25 protein-coding genes and 1 rRNA gene are annotated in these 26,971 nt (G+C 72.2%); 15 read left to right on the top strand and 11 right to left on the bottom strand.

Translation table 11 applies throughout. From position 1 onward, the window contains the following. Nucleotides 1–46: 46 nt before the first annotated feature. From ACWDNY_RS03825 to ACWDNY_RS03815, 3 genes are read left to right on the top strand one after another with little or no spacing between them, the layout of a single operon-like run. The gene (locus ACWDNY_RS03825) at nt 47–2,332 is read left to right on the top strand and encodes an RNA degradosome polyphosphate kinase (RefSeq protein ID WP_451644092.1); all 2,286 of its coding nucleotides are present in this window, start codon (nt 47–49) and stop codon (nt 2,330–2,332) included. Next, the gene (locus ACWDNY_RS03820) at nt 2,313–3,566 is read left to right on the top strand and encodes a CHAD domain-containing protein (RefSeq protein WP_451644091.1); all 1,254 of its coding nucleotides are present in this window, start codon (nt 2,313–2,315) and stop codon (nt 3,564–3,566) included. Before ACWDNY_RS03825 ends, ACWDNY_RS03820 begins: the two co-directional genes overlap by 20 nt. A 60-nt stretch (nt 3,567–3,626) precedes the next feature. After that, nucleotides 3,627–4,061, top strand: a complete 435-nt coding sequence (locus ACWDNY_RS03815) for an NUDIX hydrolase (protein ID WP_451644090.1) — start codon at nt 3,627–3,629, stop codon at nt 4,059–4,061. Between the two features lie 55 nt (nt 4,062–4,116). On the opposite strand, the gene ACWDNY_RS03810 is transcribed toward ACWDNY_RS03815, so the two are convergent. After that, complete coding sequence (locus ACWDNY_RS03810) at nt 4,117–4,290, bottom strand: hypothetical protein (protein WP_451644089.1); 174 nt, start codon at nt 4,288–4,290, stop codon at nt 4,117–4,119. Between the two features lie 145 nt (nt 4,291–4,435). Between ACWDNY_RS03810 and ACWDNY_RS03805 the strand changes: the two genes are divergently transcribed. Both ACWDNY_RS03805 and ACWDNY_RS03800 read left to right on the top strand, forming a co-directional pair. Further along, nucleotides 4,436–5,311, top strand: a complete 876-nt coding sequence (locus ACWDNY_RS03805) for a hypothetical protein (RefSeq protein WP_451644088.1) — start codon at nt 4,436–4,438, stop codon at nt 5,309–5,311. Nucleotides 5,312–5,415: 104 nt separating this feature from the next. Beyond that, entirely contained in the window at nt 5,416–5,595 is a 180-nt protein-coding gene (locus ACWDNY_RS03800) for a hypothetical protein (RefSeq protein ID WP_451644087.1), read from the top strand. A 100-nt stretch (nt 5,596–5,695) separates the two neighbouring features. Here the strand turns inward: ACWDNY_RS03800 and ACWDNY_RS03795 are convergent, their stop codons facing one another. Continuing rightward, nucleotides 5,696–6,052, bottom strand: coding sequence for a metal-sensitive transcriptional regulator (locus ACWDNY_RS03795; RefSeq protein WP_451644086.1), 357 nt, complete (start codon nt 6,050–6,052; stop codon nt 5,696–5,698). Nucleotides 6,053–6,282: 230 nt separating this feature from the next. Here ACWDNY_RS03795 and ACWDNY_RS03790 point away from each other — a divergent pair, with 230 nt between their 5' ends. Continuing rightward, nucleotides 6,283–6,903, top strand: a complete 621-nt coding sequence (locus ACWDNY_RS03790) for a DUF47 domain-containing protein (protein ID WP_188289463.1) — start codon at nt 6,283–6,285, stop codon at nt 6,901–6,903. An 8-nt stretch (nt 6,904–6,911) separates the two neighbouring features. Beyond that, nucleotides 6,912–7,907 (top strand): anion permease, encoded by a 996-nt coding sequence (locus ACWDNY_RS03785; protein WP_451644085.1) that lies wholly within the window; start codon nt 6,912–6,914, stop codon nt 7,905–7,907. Between the two features lie 304 nt (nt 7,908–8,211). On the opposite strand, the gene pstB is transcribed toward ACWDNY_RS03785, so the two are convergent. From pstB to pstS, 4 genes are all read right to left on the bottom strand, one after another. After that, a complete protein-coding gene (gene pstB / locus ACWDNY_RS03780; RefSeq protein WP_451644084.1) occupies nt 8,212–8,988 on the bottom strand; it encodes a phosphate ABC transporter ATP-binding protein PstB in 777 nt (258 codons plus the stop codon). 100 nt (nt 8,989–9,088) lie between these two features. Next, nucleotides 9,089–10,144 (bottom strand): phosphate ABC transporter permease PstA, encoded by a 1,056-nt coding sequence (gene pstA, locus ACWDNY_RS03775; protein WP_451644083.1) that lies wholly within the window; start codon nt 10,142–10,144, stop codon nt 9,089–9,091. Next, entirely contained in the window at nt 10,141–11,148 is a 1,008-nt protein-coding gene (pstC, locus tag ACWDNY_RS03770; protein ID WP_451644082.1) for a phosphate ABC transporter permease subunit PstC, read from the bottom strand. Before pstC ends, pstA begins: the two co-directional genes overlap by 4 nt. Before the next feature lie 104 nt (nt 11,149–11,252). Then, complete coding sequence (pstS, locus tag ACWDNY_RS03765) at nt 11,253–12,383, bottom strand: phosphate ABC transporter substrate-binding protein PstS (RefSeq protein ID WP_451644081.1); 1,131 nt, start codon at nt 12,381–12,383, stop codon at nt 11,253–11,255. A gap of 523 nt (nt 12,384–12,906) precedes the next feature. On the opposite strand from pstS, the gene ACWDNY_RS03760 reads away from it, so the two are divergent. Further along, nucleotides 12,907–14,502, top strand: coding sequence for an FAD-binding oxidoreductase (locus tag ACWDNY_RS03760; protein WP_451644080.1), 1,596 nt, complete (start codon nt 12,907–12,909; stop codon nt 14,500–14,502). 267 nt (nt 14,503–14,769) lie between these two features. Here ACWDNY_RS03760 and ACWDNY_RS03755 read toward each other — a convergent pair whose 3' ends face one another. From ACWDNY_RS03755 to ACWDNY_RS03745, 3 genes are all read right to left on the bottom strand, one after another. Then, the gene (locus ACWDNY_RS03755) at nt 14,770–15,480 is read right to left on the bottom strand and encodes a phosphatase PAP2 family protein (RefSeq protein ID WP_451644079.1); all 711 of its coding nucleotides are present in this window, start codon (nt 15,478–15,480) and stop codon (nt 14,770–14,772) included. A gap of 250 nt (nt 15,481–15,730) precedes the next feature. Continuing rightward, complete coding sequence (locus ACWDNY_RS03750; protein WP_451644197.1) at nt 15,731–16,675, bottom strand: C40 family peptidase; 945 nt, start codon at nt 16,673–16,675, stop codon at nt 15,731–15,733. 585 nt (nt 16,676–17,260) lie between these two features. After that, a complete protein-coding gene (locus ACWDNY_RS03745; protein WP_451644078.1) occupies nt 17,261–18,052 on the bottom strand; it encodes a trypsin-like serine peptidase in 792 nt (263 codons plus the stop codon). 443 nt (nt 18,053–18,495) lie between these two features. Here ACWDNY_RS03745 and ACWDNY_RS03740 point away from each other — a divergent pair, with 443 nt between their 5' ends. From ACWDNY_RS03740 to ACWDNY_RS03710, 7 genes are all read left to right on the top strand, one after another. Further along, nucleotides 18,496–18,624 carry a hypothetical protein gene (locus tag ACWDNY_RS03740; RefSeq protein ID WP_451644077.1) on the top strand — a complete coding sequence of 43 codons (129 nt, stop codon included), beginning with the start codon at nt 18,496–18,498 and terminating at the stop codon, nt 18,622–18,624. 54 nt (nt 18,625–18,678) lie between these two features. Continuing rightward, nucleotides 18,679–18,987, top strand: a complete 309-nt coding sequence (locus ACWDNY_RS03735) for a hypothetical protein (protein WP_014673544.1) — start codon at nt 18,679–18,681, stop codon at nt 18,985–18,987. A 226-nt stretch (nt 18,988–19,213) separates the two neighbouring features. Continuing rightward, nucleotides 19,214–20,065, top strand: a complete 852-nt coding sequence (locus tag ACWDNY_RS03730) for a hypothetical protein (protein ID WP_451644076.1) — start codon at nt 19,214–19,216, stop codon at nt 20,063–20,065. Then, nucleotides 20,055–21,404 (top strand): hypothetical protein, encoded by a 1,350-nt coding sequence (locus tag ACWDNY_RS03725; protein ID WP_451644075.1) that lies wholly within the window; start codon nt 20,055–20,057, stop codon nt 21,402–21,404. The genes ACWDNY_RS03730 and ACWDNY_RS03725 overlap by 11 nt, the downstream gene beginning before the upstream one ends. Further along, nucleotides 21,401–22,960: an SCO6880 family protein gene (locus ACWDNY_RS03720; RefSeq protein ID WP_451644074.1), complete on the top strand. Its 1,560-nt coding sequence runs from the start codon at nt 21,401–21,403 to the stop codon at nt 22,958–22,960. The genes ACWDNY_RS03725 and ACWDNY_RS03720 overlap by 4 nt, the downstream gene beginning before the upstream one ends. Nucleotides 22,961–22,974: 14 nt before the next feature. Further along, nucleotides 22,975–24,396 carry an ATP-binding protein gene (locus tag ACWDNY_RS03715; RefSeq protein ID WP_451644073.1) on the top strand — a complete coding sequence of 474 codons (1,422 nt, stop codon included), beginning with the start codon at nt 22,975–22,977 and terminating at the stop codon, nt 24,394–24,396. An 8-nt stretch (nt 24,397–24,404) separates the two neighbouring features. Beyond that, the gene (locus ACWDNY_RS03710) at nt 24,405–25,979 is read left to right on the top strand and encodes a type IV secretory system conjugative DNA transfer family protein (protein ID WP_451644072.1); all 1,575 of its coding nucleotides are present in this window, start codon (nt 24,405–24,407) and stop codon (nt 25,977–25,979) included. Between the two features lie 41 nt (nt 25,980–26,020). On the opposite strand, the gene ACWDNY_RS03705 is transcribed toward ACWDNY_RS03710, so the two are convergent. Together ACWDNY_RS03705 and rrf are read right to left on the bottom strand one after the other, a co-directional pair. Then, nucleotides 26,021–26,587 carry a GNAT family N-acetyltransferase gene (locus ACWDNY_RS03705; RefSeq protein WP_451644071.1) on the bottom strand — a complete coding sequence of 189 codons (567 nt, stop codon included), beginning with the start codon at nt 26,585–26,587 and terminating at the stop codon, nt 26,021–26,023. A gap of 107 nt (nt 26,588–26,694) precedes the next feature. After that, nucleotides 26,695–26,811: ribosomal RNA gene (gene rrf / locus ACWDNY_RS03700) — 5S ribosomal RNA — on the bottom strand. Nucleotides 26,812–26,971 lie beyond the last annotated feature (160 nt).

The raw sequence follows: 26,971 nt of genomic DNA, 5'->3' as shown, positions 1-26,971 counted from the left end.
CCTGTCCGACGCGCCTGACTGGGGCCGGACGCGGAAGAATGACGTCATGAGGCAGCCAGACAGCCAGGCACAGGCCAACCCGTCCCCCACCGGCACCCTGCGGACGGGCGCCGTGGGCCACGAGGCCATCCAGCACGCCCAGCCCTCCGTGGGCTCGATCGCCGCGCACCGCCCGCACACCGTGGCGGCCACGGTCTCCGACCTGGAACCCGACCTCGACTCCGACCTCGGCGGGTACGACGAGTCGCGCGGCGACGAGGCGCAGCTGCCCCAGGGCCGGTTCCTGGACCGGGAGCGCAGCTGGCTCGCGTTCAACGAGCGCGTCCTCGAACTCGCCGAGGACCCCGCCACGCCCCTGCTCGAACGTGCCAACTTCCTCGCGATCTTCGCCAGCAACCTGGACGAGTTCTTCATGGTCCGGGTCGCCGGTCTGAAGCGGCGCATCGCGACAGGGGTCGCCACCCGGTCCGCCTCCGGTCTGCAGCCCCGCGAGGTGCTGGAGATGATCTGGGCCCGCTCCCGCGAGCTCATGGCCCGGCACGCCGCCTGCTACCACGAGGACGTCGCCCCCGCCCTCGCGGAAGAGGGCATCCACCTGGTCCGCTGGAACGAGCTGACGGAGAAGGAGCAGGCCCGCCTGTTCACGCTCTTCCGGCACCAGATCTTCCCCGTGCTGACCCCGCTGGCGGTCGACCCGGCGCACCCGTTCCCGTACATCTCCGGCCTGTCCCTGAACCTGGCCGTCGTCGTGCGCAACCCCGTCACCGGCCACAACCACTTCGCCCGGGTGAAGGTGCCGCCGCTGCTGTCCCGCTTCCTGGAGTGCTCCCCCGGCCGGTACGTCCCCGTCGAGGACGTCATCGCCGCGCACCTGGAGGAGCTGTTCCCCGGCATGGAGGTGCTGGAGAGCCACACCTTCCGCCTCACCCGCAACGAGGACCTGGAGGTCGAGGAGGACGACGCCGAGAACCTTCTCCAGGCCCTGGAGAAGGAGCTCATGCGGCGCCGCTTCGGGCCGCCGGTGCGCCTGGAGGTCGAGGAGTCCATCGACCGCGAGGTGCTGGACCTCCTCGTACGGGAGCTGAAGATCAGCGAGGCCGAGGTGTACCCGCTGCCCGGCCCCCTCGACCTCACCGGCCTCTTCCGCATCCACAGCCTCGACCGGCCCGACCTGAAGTACCCCGCGTTCATCGCCGGCACCCACCGCGACCTGGCCGAGGTGGAGTCGGCGTCCCCGCCGGACATCTTCGCCGCGCTGCGCAGCCGGGACGTGCTGCTGCACCATCCCTACGACTCGTTCTCCACCTCGGTGCAGGCCTTCCTGGAGCAGGCCGCCGCCGACCCGGCCGTGCTCGCCATCAAGCAGACCCTGTACCGGACCTCCGGCGACTCCCCCATAGTCGACGCGCTCATCGACGCCGCCGAGTCCGGCAAGCAGGTCCTCGTCCTGGTCGAGATCAAGGCCCGCTTCGACGAGCACGCCAACATCAAGTGGGCGCGCAAGCTGGAGGAGGCCGGCTGCCACGTCGTCTACGGCCTGGTCGGCCTGAAGACGCACTGCAAGCTGTCCCTGGTGGTCCGCCAGGAGGGCGACACCCTCCGCCGCTACAGCCACGTCGGCACCGGCAACTACCACCCGAAGACGGCCCGCCTGTACGAGGACCTCGGGCTGCTGACCGCCGACCCGCAGGTCGGCGCGGACCTGTCCGACCTGTTCAACCGGCTCTCGGGCTACTCCCGCCGGGAGACCTACCGCCGGCTGCTGGTCGCGCCCAAGTCCCTGCGGGACGGCCTCGTCGCGCGGATCAACAAGGAGGTCCAGCACCACCGCGCCGGACGCCCCGCCTTCATCCGCATCAAGGTCAACTCGATGGTCGACGAGGCGGTCATCGACGCCCTGTACGGCGCGTCGCAGGCCGGGGTGCCCGTCGACGTGTGGGTGCGCGGCATCTGTGCCCTGCGGCCCGGCGTCACCGGGCTGTCCGAGAACATCCGCGTACGGTCCATCCTCGGCCGCTTCCTGGAGCACTCGCGGGTCTTCGCCTTCGGCAACGGCGGCGAGCCCGAGGTGTGGATCGGCAGCGCCGACATGATGCACCGCAACCTCGACCGCCGGATCGAGGCCCTGGTCCGGGTCGTCGACCCCGCCCACCGGGCCGCCCTGAACCGGCTCCTGGAGACCGGCATGTCCGACACCACCGCCTCCTGGCACCTGGGCCCGGACGGCGAGTGGACCCGGCACGCGACCGACGCCGACGGACACCCCCTGCGCAACATCCAGGAGATGCTCATAGACGCCCGGAGGCGCCGGCGTGGCAACACGAAACCTTGACCCGGCGGACCGCGCGGCCGCGCCCTCCCCGGCCCGCGGCCCGGCCGCGGCTCCGCCGGAGCGGGCGAGCTCCCGCGACCACGGCGGCGTCCCCACCGCGGATGCCCTCGCGGGCTATCTGCGGGCCCAGGCCACGGAGTTCCTCCGCGCGCTGCGCCTGCACCGGGAGACCGGGCCGGCCGCCGCCGCGGAGGGATCCGCCGACGCGGCCCGCGCCCTGCGCCGCTCGGCCCGCCGCATCAGCGGCAGCCTGCACACCTTCCGCCCGCTCCTCGAGGAGCGCTGGGCGGCGGAGCTGCGTCCCGAACTTGCCTGGGTGTCGGGCACGCTGGCCCGCGAATACGCCTGCCAGGCCGGTCTGGACCGCCTCCTGCTGGCCCTGCACCGGCTCTCGGGCGTCTCCCCCCTGCCACCCCGGCCGGAGACCGCGGCCGGCGAGCCGGCGGTCGTATCCGCCGCGGCCGGCCGCCAGGCCGGCGCCTCCGCGGCGGTGGAGTCCGCCGCGGATCCCGCAGGGAGGGCGCGCGCCGGCGGCTCCCCCGGTCCGGACGACCCGGGGGAGGCACCCGCCGCCGGCCCGGTCTCCCCGCCCACGGCTTCCTGGGACCGCGGCAACCTGACGGCCGGCGCGGCGAAGGCGGGCGCGCTCCTGGACCGCCGGCTCACCCTCGCCCGTACCCGGGCCCACTCCACCGCCCTCCAGGCCCTCGGCTCCAGCCGCTTCCACGCCGTCGCCGACCGGGTCGCCGTCCTCGCCAGCGACGTCCCGCTGACGCCCGCGGCGGCCACCGCCGACCTGCGCGCGCCGGCCGCCGCCGCCGAGGAACGCCTGACGGAGGCCGTCGCCGCGCTGCCCCTGGTCACCGCCGGCAGCCCCTACAACGCGGAGGCGCTGGCCCACGGCCTGTCCCCGGACTCCGCCCCGCACCCCCAGGATGCGCCCTGGCACCAGGTCCGCCTGCTGCTGCGGCTGCACCGGTACGCCCTGGAGGTCCTGTACGGCGGCGAAGTACGCGCCGACGTGCGGCTGATGACGGCGGGTCGGGCCCTCGACCGGCACCGCGACGCCTCGGAGGCCGCGGCGGCCGCGGCGTCGGCGGCCCGTACGCCCCGCATCGCCCCGGCGACGGCGTACGTGCTCGGTGTCCTGCACGCCGACCAGCGGCACGAGGTGGAGGCGGCCCGGTTCGCCTTCCAGCAGTCGTGGCAGAAGGAGACGGCCGGCGCCTCCTGACGGCCCCCGGCCCGATGGGACGTCGCACGACCGGAGACGCGGTGAAGGAGGCAGGAGGGCGTGGACGACCCCGTGACACGCGCGAACGGCACCACGGTCCAGGCGGCGGGCTGCGTGCTCTGGCGCCGCTCCCCGGTGGACGGCGGCCTGGAGGTCTGCCTCGTCCACCGGCCCAAGTACGACGACTGGTCGCACCCGAAGGGGAAGCTGGAGCAGGGCGAGGACCCGCTCGCGGGAGCCCTGCGCGAGGTCGCGGAGGAGACGGGGTACACCGCCGTCCCCGGCGCCGAGCTGAGCACCGTCCGCTACCTGGCGAACGGCCGCCCCAAACAGGTCCGCTACTGGGCGGCCGAGGCCACCGGGGGCCGCTTCACGCCCAACCGCGAGGTGGACCGCCTGCTGTGGCTTCCGCCGGCGCGGGCCCGCGGCCGCCTGACCCAGGCCCGCGACCGCGACCTGCTCGACGAGCTGCCGGCGCCACCACCGCCCGCCTGACCGGCCGCCACGCGCCCCGGAGCGCGGCGCACCGCTCGACGGCCCGCGCACCCGCTCAGGGCCCCGCCCCGTGTCCCTCCGCGTCCGAGCGGGCCAGGCTCCGGGCGCGGCGGGCGGGACCGCGCCAGCCGCAGCTGCAGCGGGCCACGCAGAAGCGCCCCTGTTCGGCGGTCGTCGTGCGGTGTTCCAGGTCCTCGGGGGCAGGGCCGAGCCCCTCCTGCTGTGCCACGCCCACCACCGTACCGAGGCCGGGTGAACGGCCGGTGCCGGTCCGCCGCGCCCGTGCCCGCGCCGGTGCGTGACGGGCCCCCTTACCCGTCGTTAACCCGGAAGGGGGGCCCGTGACGGACGTACCGGCTGGGGGTAGGCAGGCGATGACGGAGCGGCGGCAGACGGTGGTCCCCCCTGCACGAGCCGGGTCGAGGACCCGGCGCGGTGCCGGCGGCACGGTCCTCGCCGCGGCGCTGGTGGTCTGCGTGTGCGCCACCGGGTGCTCCGGCAGTGGTGTCGCCGCCGAGGACGCGCGCGCGGCGTCCGATCCGGTGCGGTCCCTGCGCGACGCCGCCGACACGCTGCTGCGGGCGGGCAGTTCCCGGACCCGTACGTCGATGGAGATGGCCGCCGGCGGGACCCGGGTGACGATCCGCGGTGAGGGCGCCTACGACTTCCGCAGACAACTGGGGCGGCTGACGGTGGTGCTGCCGCAGGACCCGGCCGGGGCGCCCGAGCACCGGCCGATCACCGAACTGCTGGCGCCCGGAGCCCTCTACATGAAGAACCGGGGGGCGGGGGTGCCGGCCGACAAGTGGGTGCGGGTGGACACCGCCACGTCGTCCGACGGCAATCTCGTCACCGGCGGCGCCACCGACCCGCTCGCCGCCGCCGAGGTGCTGCGCGGGACGCGCGCGGCGACGTACCTCGGGCGGACGGAGGTGGCGGGGACCTCGGTGCGGCACTACCGCGGCACGGCGGATCTCGCTCTGGCCGCGGAGAACGCCTCCGCGGCGGCCGCGGCGGCGCTGGAGGCGGCGGCGAAGGGCTTCGCCACGGCCGAGGTCCCCTTCGACGTGTATCTCGACGACGGGGGGCGCGTCCGCAAGATCCGGCAGCGCTTCAGCTTCGTCAACGGGCAGCGGAGGGGCACCGTCGCGGTGTTCTCGACGACGCTGCTGTACGGCTTCGGCACCCCCGTGACCGTGCGGCTGCCCCGTCCCGACGACATCTACGCCGGCCGGATCGCCGAGGGATGAACCGGGAGACGGGCGGGGAAATGACCGGCGAACTAGCCCTTCCGTGCCATGCGCGGTGCGTGGAGCGCTGCCTACCCTAGGAAGCCGGTGACGGCTAGGAAGAGGTGACGCACGTGGCTCCGGTCGGCGGTACGGCAGTTCAGGACCACGTGGCGCTGGCCGAGATAGAGCTGTGCGGAGAGCTGATCATCGCGGCCTCGGAGGCCGAGGAGCGGCTCAGCCTGGAGAGCATCGACGAGGTGCTGAAGGTGGCCGAGGAACGCCGGGCGGCCTCCGCCGGGTGACCGGGCGCCGCACGACACCGGCCTCCGCGGGGGCGGGCGCCGCCACCGCGCAGGGGCGCGCGCCGCCCCGCCCCGGGCGGGGCGGCACCCACGCGCCGCGTCAGGTGCGCAGCAGCCGCCCGATGGCCTTCGTGGCCTCCTCCACCTTGGCGTCGATCTCGTCGCCGCCCTTCAGGGCCGCGTCGGCGACGCAGTGACGCAGGTGCTCCTCCAGCAGCTGCAGGGCGAAGGACTGCAGGGCCTTCGTGGAGGCGGACACCTGGGTGAGTATGTCGATGCAGTAGACGCCCTCGTCGACCATCCGCTGCAGGCCGCGGATCTGGCCCTCGATGCGGCGCAGCCGCTTCAGGTGTTCGTCCTTCTGGTGGTGGTACCCGTGAATGCCGCGGTCGTGGTCGGTCACCACGGCCCCGGTGTCCTCGGAGGGCGCCGCCGCGCCGGCCTCGGTGGTCGTCATCGCGTCCTCCAGCTCCAGACATATACCCCTGCCGGGTATATGGTACCGAATTTCGTTGGGTATACGGGCCTCGGCCGATGCCCGACGGGGTCGCCGGAGCGGCCGTGGTGAGACCCACATGCGAACCACTGCACGCGATGGGCGACACTGGAGGGCGGCCCGATAGCCGTGGCCGGATGATGCGCCTAGCATCAGCCTGACCGAAAACCGAAGCAGACCGAGGACCACACGTGCGCTTTCGTCTGACCCCCAGGGAGACGAGCTTCTACGACATGTTCGCCGCGTCCGCGGACAACATCGTCACCGGCTCGAAACTCCTGATGGAACTGCTCGGGGCGGACACCTCCGCCCGGGCCGAGATCGCGGAGCGCATGCGGGCAGCGGAACACGCGGGTGACGACGCCACCCACGCGATCTTCCACCAGCTGAACTCCTCGTTCATCACGCCGTTCGACCGCGAGGACATCTACTCCCTCGCGTCGTCCCTCGACGACATCATGGACTTCATGGAGGAGGCCGTCGACCTGGTCGTCCTCTACAACGTCGAGGAGCTGCCCAAGGGCGTCGAGCAGCAGATCGAGGTCCTGGCGCGGGCGGCGGAGCTGACGGCCGAGGCCATGCCGAACCTGCGGACCATGGACAACCTCACCGAGTACTGGATCGAGGTGAACCGCCTGGAGAACCAGGCGGACCAGATTCACCGCAAGCTGCTGGCGCACCTGTTCAACGGCAAGTACGACGCGATCGAGGTGCTCAAGCTGAAGCAGATCGTGGACGTACTGGAGGAGGCGGCGGACGCCTTCGAGCACGTGGCGAACACGGTGGAGACCATCGCGGTCAAGGAGTCCTGAGCCCGTCCATGGACACCTTCGCCCTGGTCGTGACCATCGCAGTCGCGCTCTTCTTCACGTACACCAACGGCTTCCACGACTCCGCCAACGCCATCGCGACGTCCGTCTCGACACGGGCGCTCACCCCCCGGGCGGCGCTGGCGATGGCGGCCGTCATGAATCTCGCCGGCGCCTTCCTCGGCAGCGGGGTCGCCAAGACCGTCAGCGAGGGCCTGATCCAGACGCCCGAGGGCTCCAAGGGCATGGCCATCCTCTTCGCCGCCCTGGTGGGCGCGATCGTCTGGAACCTGGCGACCTGGTACTTCGGCCTGCCCTCCTCCTCCTCGCACGCGCTGTTCGGCGGTATGGTCGGCGCCGCCCTCGCCGGCGGCACGACGGTCTACTGGAGCGGCGTGCTGGACAAGATCGTGCTGCCGATGTTCATCTCGCCCGTCGTCGGCCTGATCATCGGATACCTGGTGATGACGGCCATCCTGTGGCTGTTCCGCAAGGCCAACCCCCACAAGGCCAAGCGCGGCTTCCGCATAGCCCAGACGGTGTCCGCCGCGGGCATGGCGCTCGGCCACGGTCTGCAGGACGCCCAGAAGACCATGGGCATCGTGGTGATGGCACTGGTCATCGCGGACGTGGAGGACTACGGCGACCCGATCCCGGTCTGGGTGAAGATCGTCTGCGCGATGATGCTGTCGCTGGGCACCTACGCGGGCGGCTGGCGGATCATGCGCACACTCGGCCGGAAGATCATCGAACTGGACCCGCCGCAGGGCTTCGCCGCCGAGACGACCGGCGCGTCGATCATGTTCGCCACGGCGTTCCTGTTCAAGGCCCCGATCTCGACCACCCACGTGATCACCTCGGCGATCATGGGCGTGGGCGCGACGAAGCGCGTGAACGCCGTGCGGTGGGGCGTCGCCAAGAACATCGTCCTCGGCTGGTTCATCACCATGCCGGCCGCCGCGCTGGTGGCGGCGGTGGCGTTCGGGGTCCTCGACCTCGCCTTCTAGGGGGTGCCCCGACCGACCGGCGGGGGGCCGCCTGCGGAAACGGTTCAGCGCAGCTGCCGCACGCCGGGCGCGCCTTCCGCGCCGAATGCGTGCTGAAACGGTTCACCCCGGACGGCACACGCGGTACCGGGGTCCGTCGGCCGACTCCTGCCGAAACGCTTCTGCACCGGTCGGCCAGGGCCGGCGACCGGACCCCTCGCCCCACCACAGCGGGCCCGCCCCCACAAGCCGGGGGCGGGCCCTTCTGCGTCCTCGCGGTGGCACCGCCATGCAGCACCGCGAGGGGCCTCACCCGGCCGCCGGCTCAGCCGAAGCGGCCCGAGATGTAGTCCTCCGTCGCCTGGACGGACGGGTTGGAGAAGATCCGCTCGGTGTCGTCGATCTCGACCAGCCGACCGGGCTGACCGACCCCGGCGAGGTTGAAGAACGCCGTACGGTCCGACACGCGCGCGGCCTGCTGCATGTTGTGCGTCACGATGACGATCGTGAAGCGCTGCTTCAGCTCGCCGATCAGGTCCTCGATGGCCAGGGTGGAGATCGGGTCCAGCGCCGAGCAGGGCTCGTCCATCAGCAGCACCTTGGGCTCCACCGCGATGGCCCGTGCGATGCACAGACGCTGCTGCTGACCGCCGGACAGGCCCGAGCCCGGCCGGTTCAGGCGGTCCTTCACCTCGTTCCAGAGGTTGGCGCCCCGCAGCGACCTCTCGACGACGTCGCCCAGCTCGCCCTTCCTGCGGCCGCCGTTCAGCCGCAGACCCGCCGCCACGTTGTCGAAGATCGACATCGTCGGGAAGGGGTTCGGCCGCTGGAAGACCATGCCCACCTCGCGGCGGACGGAGACCGGGTCGATCCCGGTGCCGTACAGGTCCTCGTCGTCCAGGAGCACCTTGCCCTCGACGCGGCCGCCCGGGGTGACCTCGTGCATGCGGTTGAGCGTGCGCAGGAACGTCGACTTGCCGCAGCCGGACGGGCCGATGAACGCGGTCACCGAGCGCGGCTCGACGGTCATCGAGATGTCCTCGATCGCCCTGTGGGAGCCGTAGTACGCGGTCAGTCCGCTGACGTCGATTCGCTTGGCCATGACTACTTCTTCACTTCCAGTCTCGGTCGCTTTCGGTCCCGCCCGACGGAACCGGGGATGGTCGCCTCGGCGACCGGCCACGCGCGGTGGCCGCGGATCGTCAGCGCGGGGCCTTCCAGCGGGCGATGCCGCGGGCCACGAGGTTGAGGATCATGACGAAGGCGATCAGTGTGAGCGCCGCCGCCCAGGCGCGGTCGTAGGCCGCGCCCGCACCCGAGCTGTTCGCGTACTGCTGGTAGATGTACAGCGGCAGCGACGCCTGCGGGTCCCGGAACGGGTTGTTGTTGATCAGGCTCGTCTTCCACACCAGCAGCAGCACCGGGGCGGTCTCGCCCGTGATGCGCGCCACCGCGAGCATCACACCGGTGATGATGCCGCCGGCCGACGTCGGCAGGACCACCTTGAGGATGGTGCGCCACTTCGGCACGCCCAGCGCCAGCGAGGCCTCGCGCAGCTCGTTCGGGACGAGCTTGAGCATCTCCTCGGTGGAGCGGACCACCACCGGCATCATCAGGATGGCCAGCGCCATCGCGCCGGCGAAGCCGGAGTAGCCCATGTCGAGGATCAGGATCCAGAAGCTGAGGACGAAGAGCCCGGCGACGATGGACGGGATGCCCGTCATGACGTCGACGAAGAAGGTGACGGCCCGGGCCAGCCTGCCGCGCCCGTACTCCACCAGGTAGATCGCGGTGAGGACGCCGACCGGCACGGCGATCAGGGAGGCCAGGGCGACCTGCTCCAGGGTGCCGATGATCGCGTGGTAGATGCCGCCGCCGGGCTCGGTGTCGGCGACGACGCCCATCGAGTGGGTCAGGAAGTACCCGTCGAGGACCTTCACGCCCCTCGCGACGGTCGCCCAGATCACGGAGGCCAGCGGGACGACGGCCAGGAGGAAGCAGACCCAGACCAGGGCGGTGGCGATGCGGTCCTTGGCCTGGCGCCGGCCCTCGACGCGCGCGGCGATGCCGTAGGTACCGGCGACGAAGAGGACCGCGGCGATCAGGCCCCACTGCACCCTGCTCTGGAGGCCGGCGGCCAGGCCGATGCCGACCGCGGCGGCGACGGAGCCCGCGGCGATCACCCAGGGCGACCACTTCGGCAGGCGCGCGCCGCGCAGGCTGCTCGCGCGGCGGGAGGTGACGGCTGTGGTGCTCATGCGTTGGCCCCCGAGTACTCCTTGCGGCGGTTGATGATCATCCGGGCCGCGCCGTTGACGAGCAGGGTGATGACGAACAGCACCAGACCCGAGGCGATCAGGGCGTCCTGGCCCAGCGGGGTCGCCTCGCTGAACTTGCTCGCGATGTTCTGGGCGAAGGTGCCGCCGCCCGGGTCGAGCAGGCTGGCCTGGATGTCGAAGGCCGGGGAGAGCACGATGGCGACGGCCATCGTCTCGCCGAGCGCGCGGCCGAGGCCGAGCATGGATGCGGAGATCACGCCGGAGCGGCCGAAGGGCAGCACCGCCATGCGGACGACCTCCCAGCGCGTGGCGCCGAGGGCCAGGGCCGCCTCCTCGTGCATCCGCGGAACCTGCCGGAAGACCTCGCGGCTCACGTTCGTGATGATCGGCAGGATCATGATCGCGAGCAGGATGCCCACGGTGAGCAGGGAGCGCGGCGCGCCGCCCTGCCAGGAGAGGATGCCGGTCCAGCCGAGGTAGTGGTCCAGCCAGCCGTACAGGCCGGTCAGCCGCGGCACCAGGAACAGGGCGCCCCACAGGCCGTACACGATGGACGGCACCGCGGCGAGCAGGTCGATCACGTAGGCGATGGGCCCGCTGAGCCGGCGCGGCGCGTAGTGGGTGAGGAACAGCGCGATGCCCACCGCCACCGGGACGGCGAGCGCCATGGCGACGACCGAGGAGACGGCCGTGCCGAAGGCCAGCACCGCGATGCCGAAGACGGGCGGGTCGATGCTGGTGTTCCAGTCGAAGCTGGTCAGGAAGTTGCCCTGGTCCTCGCCGATCGCCAGGGCGGCGCGGTAGGCGAGGAAGACCGCGATGGCGGCCATGACCACGAGCAGGAAGATGCCCGACCCGCGGGAGAGGCCGAGGAAGATCCGGTCTCCGGGCCGGGTGGTGCCCCGGGCGGCGCGCTCGCGCTCCACGGCCGGTGGCTGGGCGGTCGACGCGGGCGCGTCCTTCTTCTGTGTCGGTATGTCCATCTGGATCTCCGGTCTGCGGAGCCGCGCGTGGTGGGCGGCTCCAGGCGGCGGTGCACCGGACGGTGCGGCCCGGCCCGCGGGTGGGGCCGGACCGCACACTCAGGTCAGCTCAGGCCCGCGATGGTGGTACGGACCTTGGCGATGATCTCGTCGGGGATCGGGGCGTAGGACGCGTCGGCGAGCATCTTCTGCCCGTCCTCGGAGGCGATGTAGTTGAGGAAGGACCTGGTGGTCGGCAGGGTGCCGGCCTTGTTGCCCTTGTCGCAGACGATCTCGTAGGTGACGAGGGTGAGCGGGTAGGCGCCCGCCTCGCTCGGGTTGTAGTTCAGCTGCAGCGCCAGGTCGTTGCCGGTGCCGGCGACCTTGGCGGAGGCGATGGCCTTGGACGCGTTCTCCGCGGTCGCCTTGGCGGGCTCTGCGGCGGCGGTCTTCAGGTCGACGGTCTTGATGCCGTCGGCGGCGTAGGAGAGCTCGAAGTACGAGATGGCGCCGGAGGTCTGCTTCACCTGCTGGGCGAGGCCGGAGGAGCCCTGGGCGGACTGGCCGCCCTTGGCCTGCCAGGCCTTGCCGCCCTCGTACGGCCAGTCGGCCTTGGCCTGGGAGATCAGGTACTTGGTGAAGTTGTCCGTGGTGCCGGACTCGTCGGAGCGGTGGAAGGCCTGGATCTTCAGGTCGGGAAGCTTGGCGCCCGGGTTCAGCTTCTTGATCGCCGCGTCGTTCCAGTTGGTGATCCGGCCGTTGAAGATCTTGGCGAGGGTGGGCGCGTCGAGGGTCAGGCTGTCCACGCCCGGCACGTTGAAGCCGACCGCGATCGGGCCGCCGACCATGGGCAGGTCGATCGCCCGGCCGCCGGAGCAGACCTTCTTGGACTGCGCGACCTCTTCGGGCTTCAGCGGGGAGTCCGAGCCGGCGAACGCGGTCTGGCCCTGCAGGAACGCGGTGATACCGGCGCCCGAACCCGTCGGGTTGTAGTTGACCTGCACGCTCTTGCAGGCCTGCGTGTACTGCTTCACCCAGGCGTCGATCGCGTTCTTCTGCGCGGTGGAGCCCGACGCCTGCAGCTGACCCTTGGCGTCGTCGCACTTGACCGAGCCGGCCTGGGCGGACGCCGGGGCGCTGGTGCCGCTGCCGCCGCCCGTGTCGTCGGAGCCGCACGCCGTCAGGGCCAGGGCGCCGGAGACGGCGACAGCACCGAGGGACATCGCGCGAAGCCGGTTCTTGCGCTGAAGCTTCACTTTTCGGGTGTTCCTTCCAGGAGCCGCCGGCGGGCGGCGTGCGAAGTCGTGTCAGCCCTGCGAGGCACTGCTCTCAGGCTGCGGTCTCCCCGTGACGCGTGAGTGCCTGTCGGGCCGCACTCCGCACCGGGTAAGGCCGAAATTAGGCAGAACAGGTGAATCGGCCAGACGGCATGAGTGAACGGGAAGTGAACCCCTGCCGTCGGTGCGGTGAGGTCACGGAACGCTTACAGGGAGGGCACGAGCGGATGCCGGCGGATCACCGACGGGCACCGGCCGGACACCTGTGGAGGGCGTGGATCCCGGGCCTTCGGTCCACCTGGCTCGGGGCCCTTCGGTCCACCTGGCTCTCGCCACGCTCTCCGCACGCGAGCTCGTTGCTCCGTCCTGCCGAGACGACGCGCTCCCGCGGCTGCCGTCACACCACTCCCACCGGTCCCTCCCGCACCGACTTCCGCGGCCCGCGGAACCCCCGCGGCCGCGGGCCCGTCTCGATCCACGGGAGCCGACAGGAGGCGCAGACATGGAACGGCGTGCGTTCATCGGAGGCGGCGCGGCCGCGCTCGCGGCCATCACCACGGCCGCCTGCCACAGCGGCACCGCAGAGGGGGCGGCCGGCGCCGCCCGGGCCACCGCCTCGGCCGCCACCGCCGCGTCCTCCCGTACCCCGCTGCGGACCGCCGGCGCCGCGGCCGCCGCGAACTGGGCCGCGCTGGCCCGTGACCTGGACGGCAGCCTGATCCGCCCCGGCGACGCCTCCTGGAGCGTGGCCCGGCAGCTGTACAACACCCGTTTCGACACGCTCAGGCCCGCCGCGGTCGCGTACGTGGCGCACGCCGACGACATCCGCTCCACCCTGGCGTACGCCCGCGCCCACCGCCTGCGCGTGGCGATCCGCAACGGCGGCCACTCCTACGCGGGCTGGTCCTCGGGGGACGGCCGGCTCATCGTCGACGTGTCGAGGCTGAACCGGGTCCGGGCGGGCGGCGGCACCGCGGTGGTCGGTGCCGGGGCCAAGCTGATCGACGTCTACCGGGCGCTCGCGGCGAGGGGCAGCACGATCCCGGCGGGGTCCTGCCCGACCGTGGGCGTCTCCGGCCTGGTGCTCGGCGGCGGCCACGGCGTGGTGTCCCGGGCCTACGGCCTGACCTGCGACAGCCTGACCCAGGCCACGTTGATCACGGCGGACGGCCGGCAGCTGACCGCGGACGCCCGCGAGAACAAGGACCTGTTCTGGGCGCTGCGCGGCGCGGGCAACGGCAACTTCGGCGTCGTCACGGAGCTGCGGTTCCGGACCCACCCGGCGCCCCAGGCCGTGTCCGCGCACCTGACCTGGCCGTGGGCGCGGGCGGCCGCGGTGGTCAGGGCGTGGCAGGAGTGGGGCCCCGGCCAGCCGGACGAGATCTGGTCCGCCCTGCACCTGGAGAACACGGCCGGCGGCACGCCGACGGTGTCCGTGTCCGCGTTCTCCCTCGGCACCTACGGCGAGCTGCAGAACGCGGTGGACCGCCTGGCCGCGGCGGTCGGCGCCCCCGCGACGCGCGTCTCGCTCCGGCGCAGGTCGTACGAGCAGGCCATGGAGGCCTACGCCGGCTGCTCCTCCTTCCGGGCGGAGGCCCGGTGCCACCTGCCCGGTCCGACCCCGGGCCGCTCCGCGCGGGGCGCGCTCGGCCGGGAGACGTACGCGGCGCGGTCGGACTTCTTCGACCGCTCGATTCCGGCGGCCGGCATCCAGGCGCTGCTGTCGCAGGTGCGGGCGGTGCGGGGCGGTGCGGGCAGCGTCGCGCTCACCGCGCTCGGCGGAGCGGTCAACCGCGTCCCGCCGACGGCGACGGCCTTCGTCCACCGCCGTTCCCGGATGCTCGCCCAGTACCTGGTCTCCTGGCGGGCCGGTGGCGGGGCCTCCGGCCCGCGGGCAGGCTCGGCCGCCCAGTCCTGGCTGGCGGCGGTGCACGGCGCCATGAGGCCGTACGCCTCCGGCGCGGCCTACCAGAACTACGCCGACCCGACGCTGACCGACTGGCGCCGGGCCTACTACGGCGACGCGGCGCCCCGCCTGGCCCGGCTGAAGACGCAGTACGACCCGAACCGCTTCTTCACGTTCCCGCAGGCGCTGTAGGCGTCCCACGGCCGGCGGGCACCGGTCCCGGGTCAGCTCACCCCGGCCGCCACACCCGGGGCCCGCCGCACGTCCGCGGACGGCCGGGTCGCCACGCCCCCGGGTCCGCCCCCCGCACGTCGGCGAAAGCCCGGTCGTCCACGGCACCCGGTTACCCGTTCCCGGCGGCCCGCTCATCGCTCCGCGGTTCCCCGCTCGCCACGCTCCCTGGCAGCCGCTCCCCGGGCAAACTCCGTCGCCACGCCGCGAGCGGCGGGCCTCCCGTCGCTACGCCGCGAGGTCCCGCTCCTCGGCGGGTCCCCGGTCCTCGGTCCGGGGCCCCGCGACCACACCGTCCCCGTCCACGCCGGGCCGCGTGCGCGCCCGCACCAGCCACCCGCCCCACGCCGAGCAGTCGATCGCCCTCAGCACCGGCGTGAGCAGCGCCATCGCCGGCGGGGACAGCAGCAGGGCCACCGCCGTGCCGAGGGCGAAGCCGCCGACCACGTCCGTCGGGTAGTGCACCCCCATGTAGACGCGGCAGAACCCCTCGAGCAGGGCGAGCCCGATGCCGACCAGCCCGAACCGGCGGTTGGCGACGAACAGCGCGACGCCCATGGCCATGGTGATCGTGGCGTGGTCGCTCACGAAGGAGAAGTCGGACTTGCCGGCGACCAGGACGTCCAGCCCCTGATGGTCCCTGAAGGGCCGGGGCCGCTCCACGAAGCCCCGTATCGGCACGTTCACCAGGACCGCGATCCCCGCGGCCAGCGGCGCCCACACCAGCGCGGCGACGGACGACGCGGCCCGGGACCCGCCCTGGCGCCGCACGGACCACCAGCACCACAGCACCAGCAGGACCATGGCGAGCAGCAGTCCGTACTCACCCACGTACTCCACGACCCGGTCGAACCAGTGCGGCGCGGCCTTGGCCAGGCCGTTGATGTCGTAGAGGAGGTCGACGTCGGGGTTCGACCCGGATTCGGCGAGTCCAGCCATTGTGCTGCGGCCCCTTCGTCGTTTTTCCTCGGACGCACCCTGTGTGCGCCGCTCCTGTCCACCCCCGTGGCTGTAGATCCGCTTCCGCTGCACGCGTGTGCCACACGCGTTCCGTCCGACGTCTGCTCGGCCTACGACACCAGGAACGCACGACCTTGATTGATACGTTCCACACTCCACCGAATGATCACGCAGACGTTATCGAAGAGAGACTCATCTGCGCAGCTCAGGGGGTGGGTTCACGTTCGGTTCACACCGGTGTGGGGAGCGCTTTCGCGCCATCTTCGGTGACCCGGGTGGCCCCGAAGTAGTCCGGGGTGTCGATCGGGTCGAAGCGGATCACCGCCCCCGTCCGCGGTGCGTCGATCATGTACCCGCCGCCGACGTAGATACCCACGTGCCGGATGGCGCGGGAGTCGGTGAGGTCGTCCGAGAAGAACACCAGGTCGCCGGGGAGCAGCTCGTCCCGTTTCGGGTGCGGCCCGGCGTTGTACTGGTCGTTGGCGACCCGCGGCAGGGTGACCCCCACGCTCGCGTACGAGGCCTGGGTCAGACCCGAGCAGTCGAACCGTCCGCCCTGCTCAGCGGTGCCCTCGCCGCCCCACAGGTAGGGCGTGCCGAGCTTGCTCTGGGCGTAGGAGATCGCGGCCGCGGCCTGCTTGGACGGATCGACCCGCGTGACCGGCGCGGCGAAGCTCTCCGCCAGCGTCAGGATCGTCCTCACGTAGTTCCGCGTCTCCGCGTACGGCGGCACGCCCCCGTACTTGATGACCGCGTACGCCCCCGCGTTGTACGACGCGAGCATGTTGCGGGAGAGGTCCCCGGGCACGTCCTTCACGTACTTGGCGAGTTCGCAGTCGTACGACGCGGCCGACGGGATCGCGTCATTCGGGTCCCACACGTCGCGGTCGCCGTCTCCGTCGCCGTCGATACCGTGCGTGTTCCAGGTGCCGGGGATGAACTGCGCGATGCCCTGCGCCGCCGCCGGGCTCCTGGCCTCCGGGTTGAATCCGCTCTCCTGGTACAACTGCGCCGCGAGCAGCGCCGGGTTGAGGGCGGGACAGAGATTGCCCCATCGCTGAACGAGCGTCTGATAGGCGGCCGGCACCGCCCCTTTGGCCAGTCCGACCCCCCCGCGGCCGACGCCCCCCGCGCCGTTCCCGGCCACGACGTACACGCCGACGGCGAGCAGCATGACGAAGCTGAGGCCCAGTCCGGCCGCGACACCGCCGGCCACCCATACTTTCCGCACGGCTCAACCCTCCCCCATCGGCGGCCCGTTCCATGCCGCTTCCACCGCGTGCCCGCCGTGCCGGCCGGCATTTCGGCCTGTTCCCTTCCCCTCGCGGCCGGTCCCGTGGGCCCCGTCCGCTGCCCGCCGGTACCGCCGGGCGCGGCGGCGGGCCGGCCGGGCGACTGCCGGGGCCCGTGCGCCGCCGGAACCGCCGATTGTCCCGCGCGCCCGTCCAACAGACCATGCCACACACACCAGTTCGGCGGCGCCCCTGTGGACGGCCGTCGTGACCGGTGTCTCGTCCTGATGCCCGCGGGCCCACGGCCGTCACCGGGTCGAGTCCCGATGACGCACCGGAGGTGAGGCGGGCGCGCCCAGCGCCGCGCCCGGCCGGGGAATGCCGCGGACCGGCCACCCGGCCGGAGCATCGACCGGCCGCACGGCGCGGCGGGCTGCGGTGCGGCGCGGGCAGGACGTCACCCGTTCAGACCAGAGACCCACCCGTCAGGGACCGCACCGCCGGCCGTCGCGGGTCACCGCCCGGGATCAGCCGGCCGCCTCCTCGTACAGCTCCGCCGCCTCCCGCCCGAGGACGACGCTGTACGAGACGTCGGCCGTCGAGCCGCCCTGCTCGTGCCCGCCGAGCACCCCGACGAGCTGCCCGTCGCCGTTGACCCACGGGCTGCCGCTGGTGCCGCCGGTGAAGTGAGGGCAGTGGACGCGCTGCTGGGTGCGGCTGAGGGCGCGGGGCTTGGCGGTGCAGCGGATGGGCGCCTCCCGGGAACGGGGATAGCCGGTGACCGTCACCGCCGTCGCCCCGGTGGCCGTTCCGGCGGCGAACCGGTTGCCGCCGACGACGTCCTCCACACCCCTGCCGCCCCGGCGCGCGACCACCGCGAACGCCAGGTCACTGTCCTCGTCCCGGCCCTCGGCCCACCCCCGGGCCACGAAACGCCCCCGGACCTCCCACACCCCGTAGGGCGCCGTGCCGTCCCGGTACCCGGGCACGAACACCAGGTCGCTGTCGCCGTCCAGGCAGTGGGCCGCCGTGACGACGAGGTCGCGGCCGGGACTGTGCACGACGGAGGCGGTGCAGAAGTGGCTGCCCCGCAGGGCACCGGCGTCCTCCGCCGCGAACAGCGCCCCGACCCGTGCGGTCCGCGCGCTCGCCGCCGCCTCGGTGGTGACCCCCAGGGGGCCCGGGCCGTCGTCGGCGGCCGCGACGGAGGCCGAGGTGGCGGCCAGGAGGAGCAGCGCCCCGACCAGGGCACCGTGCCGGGACAGGGCAGGCCCGCGGGCGTGCCGGACGAGGCTCCCCTGGTCTGCGGTGCGCTTCATCAGGCCTACTCCGTACCCACGGCGGTGCGAGACAGGTCCCGGCTTCCCTGAGATTTTCCCCGCAACCAGGTGACGCCGCACCACGAGCGCCCGCTCCCGGCCCCCTCCCCCGGTCCCCGCTCCGGCTCCGGGCCGGCCGCGGACCGGCCGCGGACCGGCCGCGGACCGGCTCCGGGCTCGCCCGCAAAAAGCGGAACCGACCCCTCCCTGATCGAACATTCGTTCCTATAGGCTGACCGTCCATCACGCGCCGGGCGGCGCCCGGCGCCCCGAGGGAAGGGCGGAACCGTGAGACCATCGAGGAGGCGCGTCACCCGACCGGCCGTCAGAAACCGTGGCGGGACGTGAAGTAGGTCAACGACGGAACCACACACCAGGTTTCACACCGGCCTCATTGCCCGGCGTAACGCACCGTGATACACAGAGTGACCATACGGCCCCTCATGCACCGCCCCACCAGCCGCTTCGAGCGGCAGGCGACCGGCGGTGACAAGGTGTTCGTACGAAACCCGCCCATCAATGACGCCAAGTCGACATCCAGCGGCATCATTGTCGGCGAGAATGGTGCCTGACCTCTGCACGCTCGCAGGGGCACGCGGAACTACCCAACAGGGGCGGTGACTTACATGCTCTTTGCGGCCGACAAGGGAGACATCAACACCATCATCGGCGGGATCGCTCCGGACTGGGGCCCCTTCGGCAGCCTGGGCAACGAGGCGAAGGTGATGATCGAGGTGGTGATGGCGGTGGCCATCCTGCTCTGCCTCGGCATCGCCGTCTGGGGCGCCGCGAAGCAGCGCATCGGCGCCACGGCCCTGCGCGACACCTTCAGCGCCGAGCAGGGCAAGGGCCTGATCATCGCCGGCCTGACGGGAGTCTTCATCATCGGGTCCCTCGGCACGCTCTTCACCATCGTGTACGGCATGGCCGTGTAACCGGCGCACCGCCCGCGCACGCCGCGCACGGCGCTCCGTCAGCACCGCCAGTCAGGCCCTCCGGGCGCGCCCGGTGCCCCCGCCACCCCCACCCACCCACCGTGCCCACCGGCTGAGGTTGCGTTTCCCTGATGTCGAGTCACCACACCGCGCCCGCGCGGGAACCAGCACGGCTACCGTCGTACTTCCAGGCGTTCCGGTACGAGGTCGAGGGGGCGTACGGGGCATGAGTCACGGAGACGAGCACCGGTACGGGGAGTCCGCGCGCGCCGACGACGAACTGTTCGGCGGCAGCGGGCAGACCCGGACCCGGCTCCCGGACCGGGCCGGCGACCCCTACGGGGGTGCGCGGCGCGGCGGCCGCTCGTCCTCGCGCAGCCTGGTCACGGTGGTCGGCGTGGTCGTCCTCCTCATCGCCGCGATCGCCTTCGCGAACCGTGGCGGCGGCGGATCCTCCTCGGCCGACGACCGCGGCGGCAAACCGGCCGGCGCGGCGACGGCGGCGACCGGCAAGCGGCCGGTGACGGAGAAGTCCGGCGGCATCCCCTCGGGCTTCGCCCACGACGCGCAGGGCGCGCAGAGCGCGGCCGCCAACTACTCCGTGGCGCTGGGCTCCACGGACATGTTCAAGAAGGACACCAGGCACTCCCTCCTGACCCTGCTGTACACCCCCGCCGCGGCCACCCGGCTGCGCGGCCCCATGGACCTGGCCTACTCGGCCGAGTTCCTCGGCAAGGTGGGCCTGGACTCTGACGGCAACCCGCCTGCGGGGAGCACGTTCGTCTCCCGCGTGGTCCCGGTGGGCACCACCGTCCAGCAGTACAACGACAGCACGGCCAAGGTCGCGGTCTGGTACATGGGACTCATCGGCATGTCCGGGGAGACGTCGACCGACCCGGTCACCTCGACCTGGAAAACGTGGACGTTCGACCTGCAGTGGACCGGCGGCGACTGGAAGATCGCCGCCGACTCGCAGCAGGACGGCCCCGCCCCCGTGCCCGGTGACGACAGGGCCGCCACCTCCGACGAGATCAGCAAGGCCATCGACGAGTACGGAGGGTTCACCTATGCCCGGTAGCCGTCACCCCCTGCTCAGGCTCGCCGGAGTAGTGACAGCCGTCCAGACCTCGGTCGTGCTGCTAGCCGGCCGTGCCGTCGCCGATCCCTCACCCAGCCCGACGCCCTCGGGCAGTGCCGGCCCGTCCCCGGAAGCCAGCGAGAACCCCTGCGACCTCATCGTCGGCGAGGCACGGAAGTACTGCGAAAAGGGCAGCAGCGGCGGGAGCTCCCGAGGTCTCACCACCGACCCCACCGCCACCCTCGACCCCCTCTCCTCCCTCGCGCAGGGCTGCGCCGACGCCGCCTCCTGGACCATCAAGCAGCTCAGCAAGGCGGTGCAGGAGACCGCCGAGGTCGACTTCACCAACCCGAACTTCCGCAAGCAGTACGCCGTCGTCTTCGCGGCCTCGGCCATCCTGACGCTGCTGCTGTGGCTGCTGGCCGTCGCCAAGCGGGCCGTGCGCGGTGTCCCCCTGACCACCGCCATCTCCGAGGCCGTCGGCTTCCTCTGGCTCACCGTCCTCGCCTCCGCCTTCACCCCGCTGATCCTCTACACCGTCGTCTCCGCGACCGACAGCGTCAGCGACGTCCTCGCCAAGGCCACCGGCGACCAGACCGACACGTTCTTCGGCACGTTCGCCGAGGCGCTGGACAAGGGCACGGACATCGGCGGCGGCCCGATCATGCTGATCCTGGTGTCGCTCGTCTCGATCCTCGCGGCCGGCGTCCTCTACCTCGAGCTGTTCCTCCGGGCCGTCCTGCTATACGTCGGCGCCCTCCTCGGCGTCGTCGTCTACTCGGGCCTCGTCGACAAGAACCTCTGGGGCCACGTCCGCCGCTGGGCGGGCATCATGATCGCCGTCATCCTGGTCAAGCCGGTCATCGTCATCGTGCTCGGGCTGGCCAGCGCGCTCGCCGCGGACGACGGACCGGACGCGCTCGGAGCCGTCGTCTCCGGGCTCGCCATCATCCTGCTGGCCATCTTCGCCAGCGCCATGATCTACCGCTTCGTCCCCGGCTTCGGCGACGAGATCGCCGCCTCCCGCAACAACCGCATCATGCAGGGCGCCGAGGGCAAGGCCGCCGCCGTCCTCAGCTCACCGGCCAACATGGTGGCCCAGGGCATCAAGACCCACAGCACCCGGGTCGACGCGGGTGGCGGCGCCCAGTCGTCCGCCCCGCGCCCGGCCAACCCCCTGTCCGGCGGCGTCGCCGCCCACAGCACCCGCGTCCCGGACAGCGGCCGAGCCGCCCCTCCCGCCGCACCGGCCCCGCGCTCCCCCAGCCCGGTGAACTCCCCGCACGCCGGCAGCACCCGCAACAGCAGCACCAACCGCACAGGAGGTGACGGGCGTTGACGACCGAGTCCCACGTGTCCCACGCGGTCACGCCCCGCCGTACATACCTGATCGGCCGCGCCCGGCCCAACGCGATCATCGGCCGCAACCGCGAGACCGGCGAGATCGCGCTGATCGTCCTGGGCGCGTTCATCGGCATGATGTGCGGGCTCCTCGTCCCCGTCCTGTCCCTGCGCATCGTGCTGCTGGCGGGCTTCCCGATGCTGGCGCTGGCCGCGGTCTACGTGCCCTACCGGCACCGCACCTTCTACAAGTGGTTCGAGATCAACCGCAGCTACAAACGCACCGTCAAGCGCGGCGCCCTCTACCGCTCCGGCGTCATGGAGGCCGGCACCCGCCTGGACGGGCGGGAGATCGAGGTGGGCCCGCCGCCCGGCATCGGCCGCATCACCTGGCTCGCCGCGCCCTTCGGCCCCGACGAGATCGCCGTCCTGCTGCACGCCGACCGCAAGACGGTCACCGCCGCGATCGAGATCGAGGGCCCCGGCGTCGGCCTGCGCGACTCCGAGGACCAGGAGGCCCTCGTCGACCGCTTCGGCACCCTGCTGAAGCACGTGGCCAACGGCGACGGCTTCGTCACCCGCCTGCAGATGCTCGCCCGCACGCTGCCCGCCGACCCCGACGCCCACGCCAAGGACGTCTCCCAGCGCGGCGACGAGCGGGCGCCGCACTGGCTCCAGCGGTCCTACGACCAGCTGCAGTCGATGGTGTCCACCAGCAGCGAGCAACACCGCGCCTACCTGGTCGCCTGCATGCACTACACCCGCGAGCTCGCCGCCGAGGCGCAGGCCATGGCCCGGGCGGCCCGGCCCGCCGGCGGCCGCAAGCTCGACCGGGACGCCGGACTCGCCGTCGTCATGGCCCGCGAGCTCACCGACATCTGCTCCCGGCTCCAGGAGGCGGACATCCGCGTCCGGCAGCCGCTCGGTCAGGGACGGCTCGCCTCGCTCATCCACTCCATGTACGACCCGGACCACCCCATCGACCACATCCAGGCGATGACGCAGCGCAACGCCTGGCCGGCCGAACTGGACGCCATGGAGCCGACCTACCTGCAGGCCAAGACCCGCGAGTCGTCCACCCGCCGGCCGTGGTGCCACGCCACCGCCTGGGTCAAGGAGTGGCCGATGACCCCGGTGGGCGTGAACTTCCTCGCCCCGCTGCTCGTCCACACCCCGGACGTCATCCGGACCGTCGCCGTGACGATGGACCTGGAACCCACCGAGGTCGCCATCGAGCGCATGCTGACCGAGAAGACGAACGATGTCGCCGAGGCCAGCCGCGCCGCGAAGATGAACCGCACCGTCGACCCGCGCGACGTGGCCGCCCACCACCGCATCGACCAGCGCGGCGAGGACCTGGCGAGCGGCGCCGCCGGCGTCAACCTCGTCGGCTACATCACCGTCTCCTCCCGCACCCCCGAGGCGCTGGCCCGCGACAAGCGGACCATCCGCGCCTCGGCCGGAAAGTCGTACCTGAAACTGGAGTGGTGCGACCGCGAGCACCACCGCGCCTTCGTGAACACGCTCCCGTTCGCCACCGGAATCCGACGGTAGGGGCTGATGCTCTGATGCGGGACCCGCTGACCGCCCTCACGGACGCCTTCACGTCCTTCCTGTTCGGGAAGGTCGAGACCACCCGGCTGCCCGTGCGCACGTCGACAGGCCAGGCCCAGGCGGTCTACCTGCCGACCGCCGCCCCCGGCCTCGGCGACTCCGGCGTCATCATCGGCCGCGAGGTCTACTCCGGGAAGGGCTACATCTACGACCCGTTCCAGCTCTACGGCCAGCAGCTCCCCGCGCCCCACTGGCTCGTCCTCGGCGAGTCCGGCAACGGCAAGTCGGCCCTGGAGAAGACCTACGTCCTGCGCCAGCTGCGCTTCCGCGACCGCCAGGTCGTCGTCCTCGACGCCCAGGGCGAGGACGGCGTCGGCGAGTGGAACCTCATCGCGGAGGAACTGGGGATAACGCCGATCCGGCTGGACCCGACCGCCGCCCTCAACCACGGCATCCGGCTCAACCCGCTGGATCCGGCGATCACCACGACCGGGCAGCTCGCCCTCCTGCGGACGATCATCGAGGTCGCCCTGGGCCACGGCCTCGACGAGCGCTCCGGCTTCGCCCTGAAGGTGGCACACGCCTACGTCAACGAGACGATCGTCGAGCGCCAGCCGGTGCTCGGCGACATCGTCGAGCGGCTGCGGCACCCGGAGCCGGAGTCGGCGGAGGCGATGAACGTCGCCATAGACGACGTGCGCGCCTGGGGCCTGGACGTGGCACTGGTCCTTGACCGCCTGGTCGACGGTGACCTGCGCGGCATGTTCGACGGCCCCACCACGGTCGGCATCGACCTGGACGCCCCGCTCATCGTCTTCGACCTGTCCCACATCGACCGCAACTCCATCGCCATGCCGATCCTGATGGCCATCGTCGGCGTGTGGCTGGAGCACACCTGGATCCGTCCCGACCGCAAGAAGCGCATCTTCCTGGTCGAGGAGGCGTGGCACATCATCAACAGCCCGTTCGTGGCGCAGCTGTTCCAGCGGCTGCTCAAGTTCGGGCGCCGCCTCGGCCTGTCCTTCGTCGCGGTCGTGCACCACCTGTCCGACGTGGTGGACGGAGCGGCGGCCAAGGAGGCTGCCGCGATCCTGAAGATGGCGTCGACCCGGACGATCTACGCCCAGAAGGCCGACGAGGCCAGGGCGACCGGACGGGTCCTCGGCCTGCCCCGCTGGGCGGTGGAGATCATCCCCACCCTCACTCCCGGCATCGCCGTGTGGGACGTCAACGGCAACGTCCAGGTGGTCAAGCACCTGATCACCGAGACCGAACGCCCGCTGGTCTTCACCGACCGCGCGATGACCGAGTCCGCCAGCGACCGCGAGGACGACGCCCTGCGCGCCGCAGAACTGGAGGCCGAGCAACGGGCGGCGGCCTTCATGGAACAGCACATCGCCGACCTGGACGGCTCCTCCGAGTCGACGGTGGCCTAGGAGGCGGCGTGCGACCGGACGACCACGACCGCGCAGGGGCGGCCCGCCGGGACGGCCAGGGAGGCGTGCCCGACGGGGTGCTGGTCGGCCTGCTGGGGTTCCTCCTCGGCATGACGCTGCTGGTCTGGACGGCGACCGGCCTCGCCGGGCTGTTCGCGCACGGCGCCTGGCCGTCCGGCGTCACCTTCACCCGTACGCCTCTGGCCATGCGTCACCTCGCCGGCCGACCGCACGACTTGCCCGGCGCCTGGCCCGACACCCCTCCGGGTGGGCTGTCGGGGTACGGGCTGTTCTGGGGGCTGTTCATCGGGCAGCTGATGGTGCTGTTCGTGCTCACCGTGTTCGTCCTGGGCACCGTGGCACGATGGCGTGCGGGCCGGCTGCGCAGACGGGCCGAGCAGGCGGCGGAGCGGAAGCGCCCCACCCCGGACACGGCCCCGCACCCCCACGAGGTCCCCGCGCCGGCACCCCACGAGGTCCCGGCCCAGAGAACGGTCCCGCAGCCACCCGATCCACCCCTCGCCCAGCCCGAGCAGCCGCAAGGGCCGCAGCAGCCTCAGGCCGAACAGGTACAGCAGCCGGAGGCGGTCGGGGCATCGCGGCCCGCCACCCCCACGGCCCCTGCCGCCGCCCCCTTCGCCGAAGCCGCCGTGACCGGCTGGACGACGGTCGTCGTGGCCTCGCCGGAGAGCCGCCGGTCCATCGCGGCCCAGGCGATCCGCGACGCGGCCGGCCCCGCCCTCGTCGTCACCTCGAACCCCGGCCTCTGGCAGGACACCAAGGACGCCCGGGCCAAGCTGGGCCCGGTCCTCCTCTACGACCCCGGCCACCTCTGCGACACCCCGGGCCGCCTGCACTGGTCCCCCGTCGCGGGCTGCGCGGACAGGAACACGGCGGCCGCCCGGGCCACCGCCCTGCTCGCTCCCGTCCGTCCCACCGCCAGGATCGACCAGGCGGTGAGCGACACCGCGGAGACCCTGCTGCGCAGCTACCTGCACGCCGCCGCCGTCGACGGACGCACCGTCCGCCACGTCCACCGCTGGGCCCAGGGGTCCCAGGTCCAGGACGCCGTACGGGTCCTGCGCACCCATCCCAAGGCGGCTGCCGGCTCGGCGGGCGAGCTCGAGGCCGCGCTGACCTCGCACCCCGAACGCCGCGACATAGCACAGGAGCTGACGAGCCGAGCCCTGGCCTCGCTCCTCACCGTGAACGTCCGTGAAGCCTGCACCCCGCACCGAAATGATGCGCTCGCCCTGGATTCCTTCGTCCACGAAGAGGGAACGCTCTACGTGATGGGGCGGTCCATCGAGGATCCGCGCACCGATCCGGGCGCGATGCCCCTGCTGACGGCACTCGCCCAGAGCGTGGTCGAGCACGGCCGGCGCATGGCCGAACGGTCATCCTCCGGTCGGCTCGACCCACCACTCACCCTGGTCCTGGAGGACGTGGCCGCGGTGGCCCCGCTCCCCGAGCTCCCGGACCTGCTGTCCACCGGGGCGGGCCGCGGGCTGCCGACCCTCGCCCTGCTCCGCTCCCGCGAACAGGCCCGCGCCCGCTGGCCCCACCGCGAACTGCCGGTATAGGGGGCCCGTCCGGCATGATCCGCCGGACAGCCCCTTGGCCCTCAGGGACGCTGGAGCACGAACTCCAGCTCGTTCTTCTCCGCTCCGGCCGTCAACGCCACGGTGTGCCCGCTCGGTTCGAAGCCGATCCGGCGGTAGAAACGCTGCGCCCGCCCGTTGTCCTCGTGCACGATCAGCCGAGCCCGCTCGACGCCGATATACCAGGCCCAGCTCAGCGCCTCGTCGAACAGCACCTCGGTCAGTCCGCACCCGCGGTGCTCGGGCCGCACGTACACGCCCACCAGGTGCCCCTGGCGCTGCTCGACCGGGAATCCGGCCCAGTCCTGGCTGCCGGCCTCCTCCACAAGGACGGTGACGCTGCCGACCCACGAGCCGTCCGGCGCCTCGACGATGAACTGCCGTGCCCCCGGCGCCCCTTCGGATGCCCCGGCCGCCCGCTCCTGCCAGAAGGAGTCCGGCTTCGTCAGGGCCTGGTCGTAGGTCTCCAGGAAGGCCAGGTGCGCCACCGGGTCCTGGAGCGCGAGGAGCCGCAGCGCCTTCACCGCGGGCCACTCGCCGGCTTGTATGGCGCGTACGACGTACTTCTCATCGCTGCTGGGGCTGCTCATGGGGGCCACCGTACGGCAGGTGCGTCAGCCGTCGGCATCCATTTTTCCCGGGACCCCCTAAACGCAGAAGACCCCGCACCATACGGTGCGGGGTCTTCCCACAAATTGTTCGGCGGCGTCCTACTCTCCCACAGGGTCCCCCCTGCAGTACCATCGGCGCTGTAAGGCTTAGCTTCCGGGTTCGGAATGTAACCGGGCGTTTCCCTCACGCTATGGCCACCGAAACACTATGAAACTGACAACCGCACCACACACAAACGGTGTGGGGTTGTTCGTGGTTTCAGAACCAACACAGTGGACGCGAGCAACTGAGGACAAGCCCTCGGCCTATTAGTACCGGTCACCTCCACACGTTACCGTGCTTCCAGATCCGGCCTATCAACC

It is taken from the genome of Streptomyces sp. NPDC003697 (genome assembly GCF_053587115.1).
This window is presented reverse-complemented; position numbering and strand designations above follow the sequence as displayed.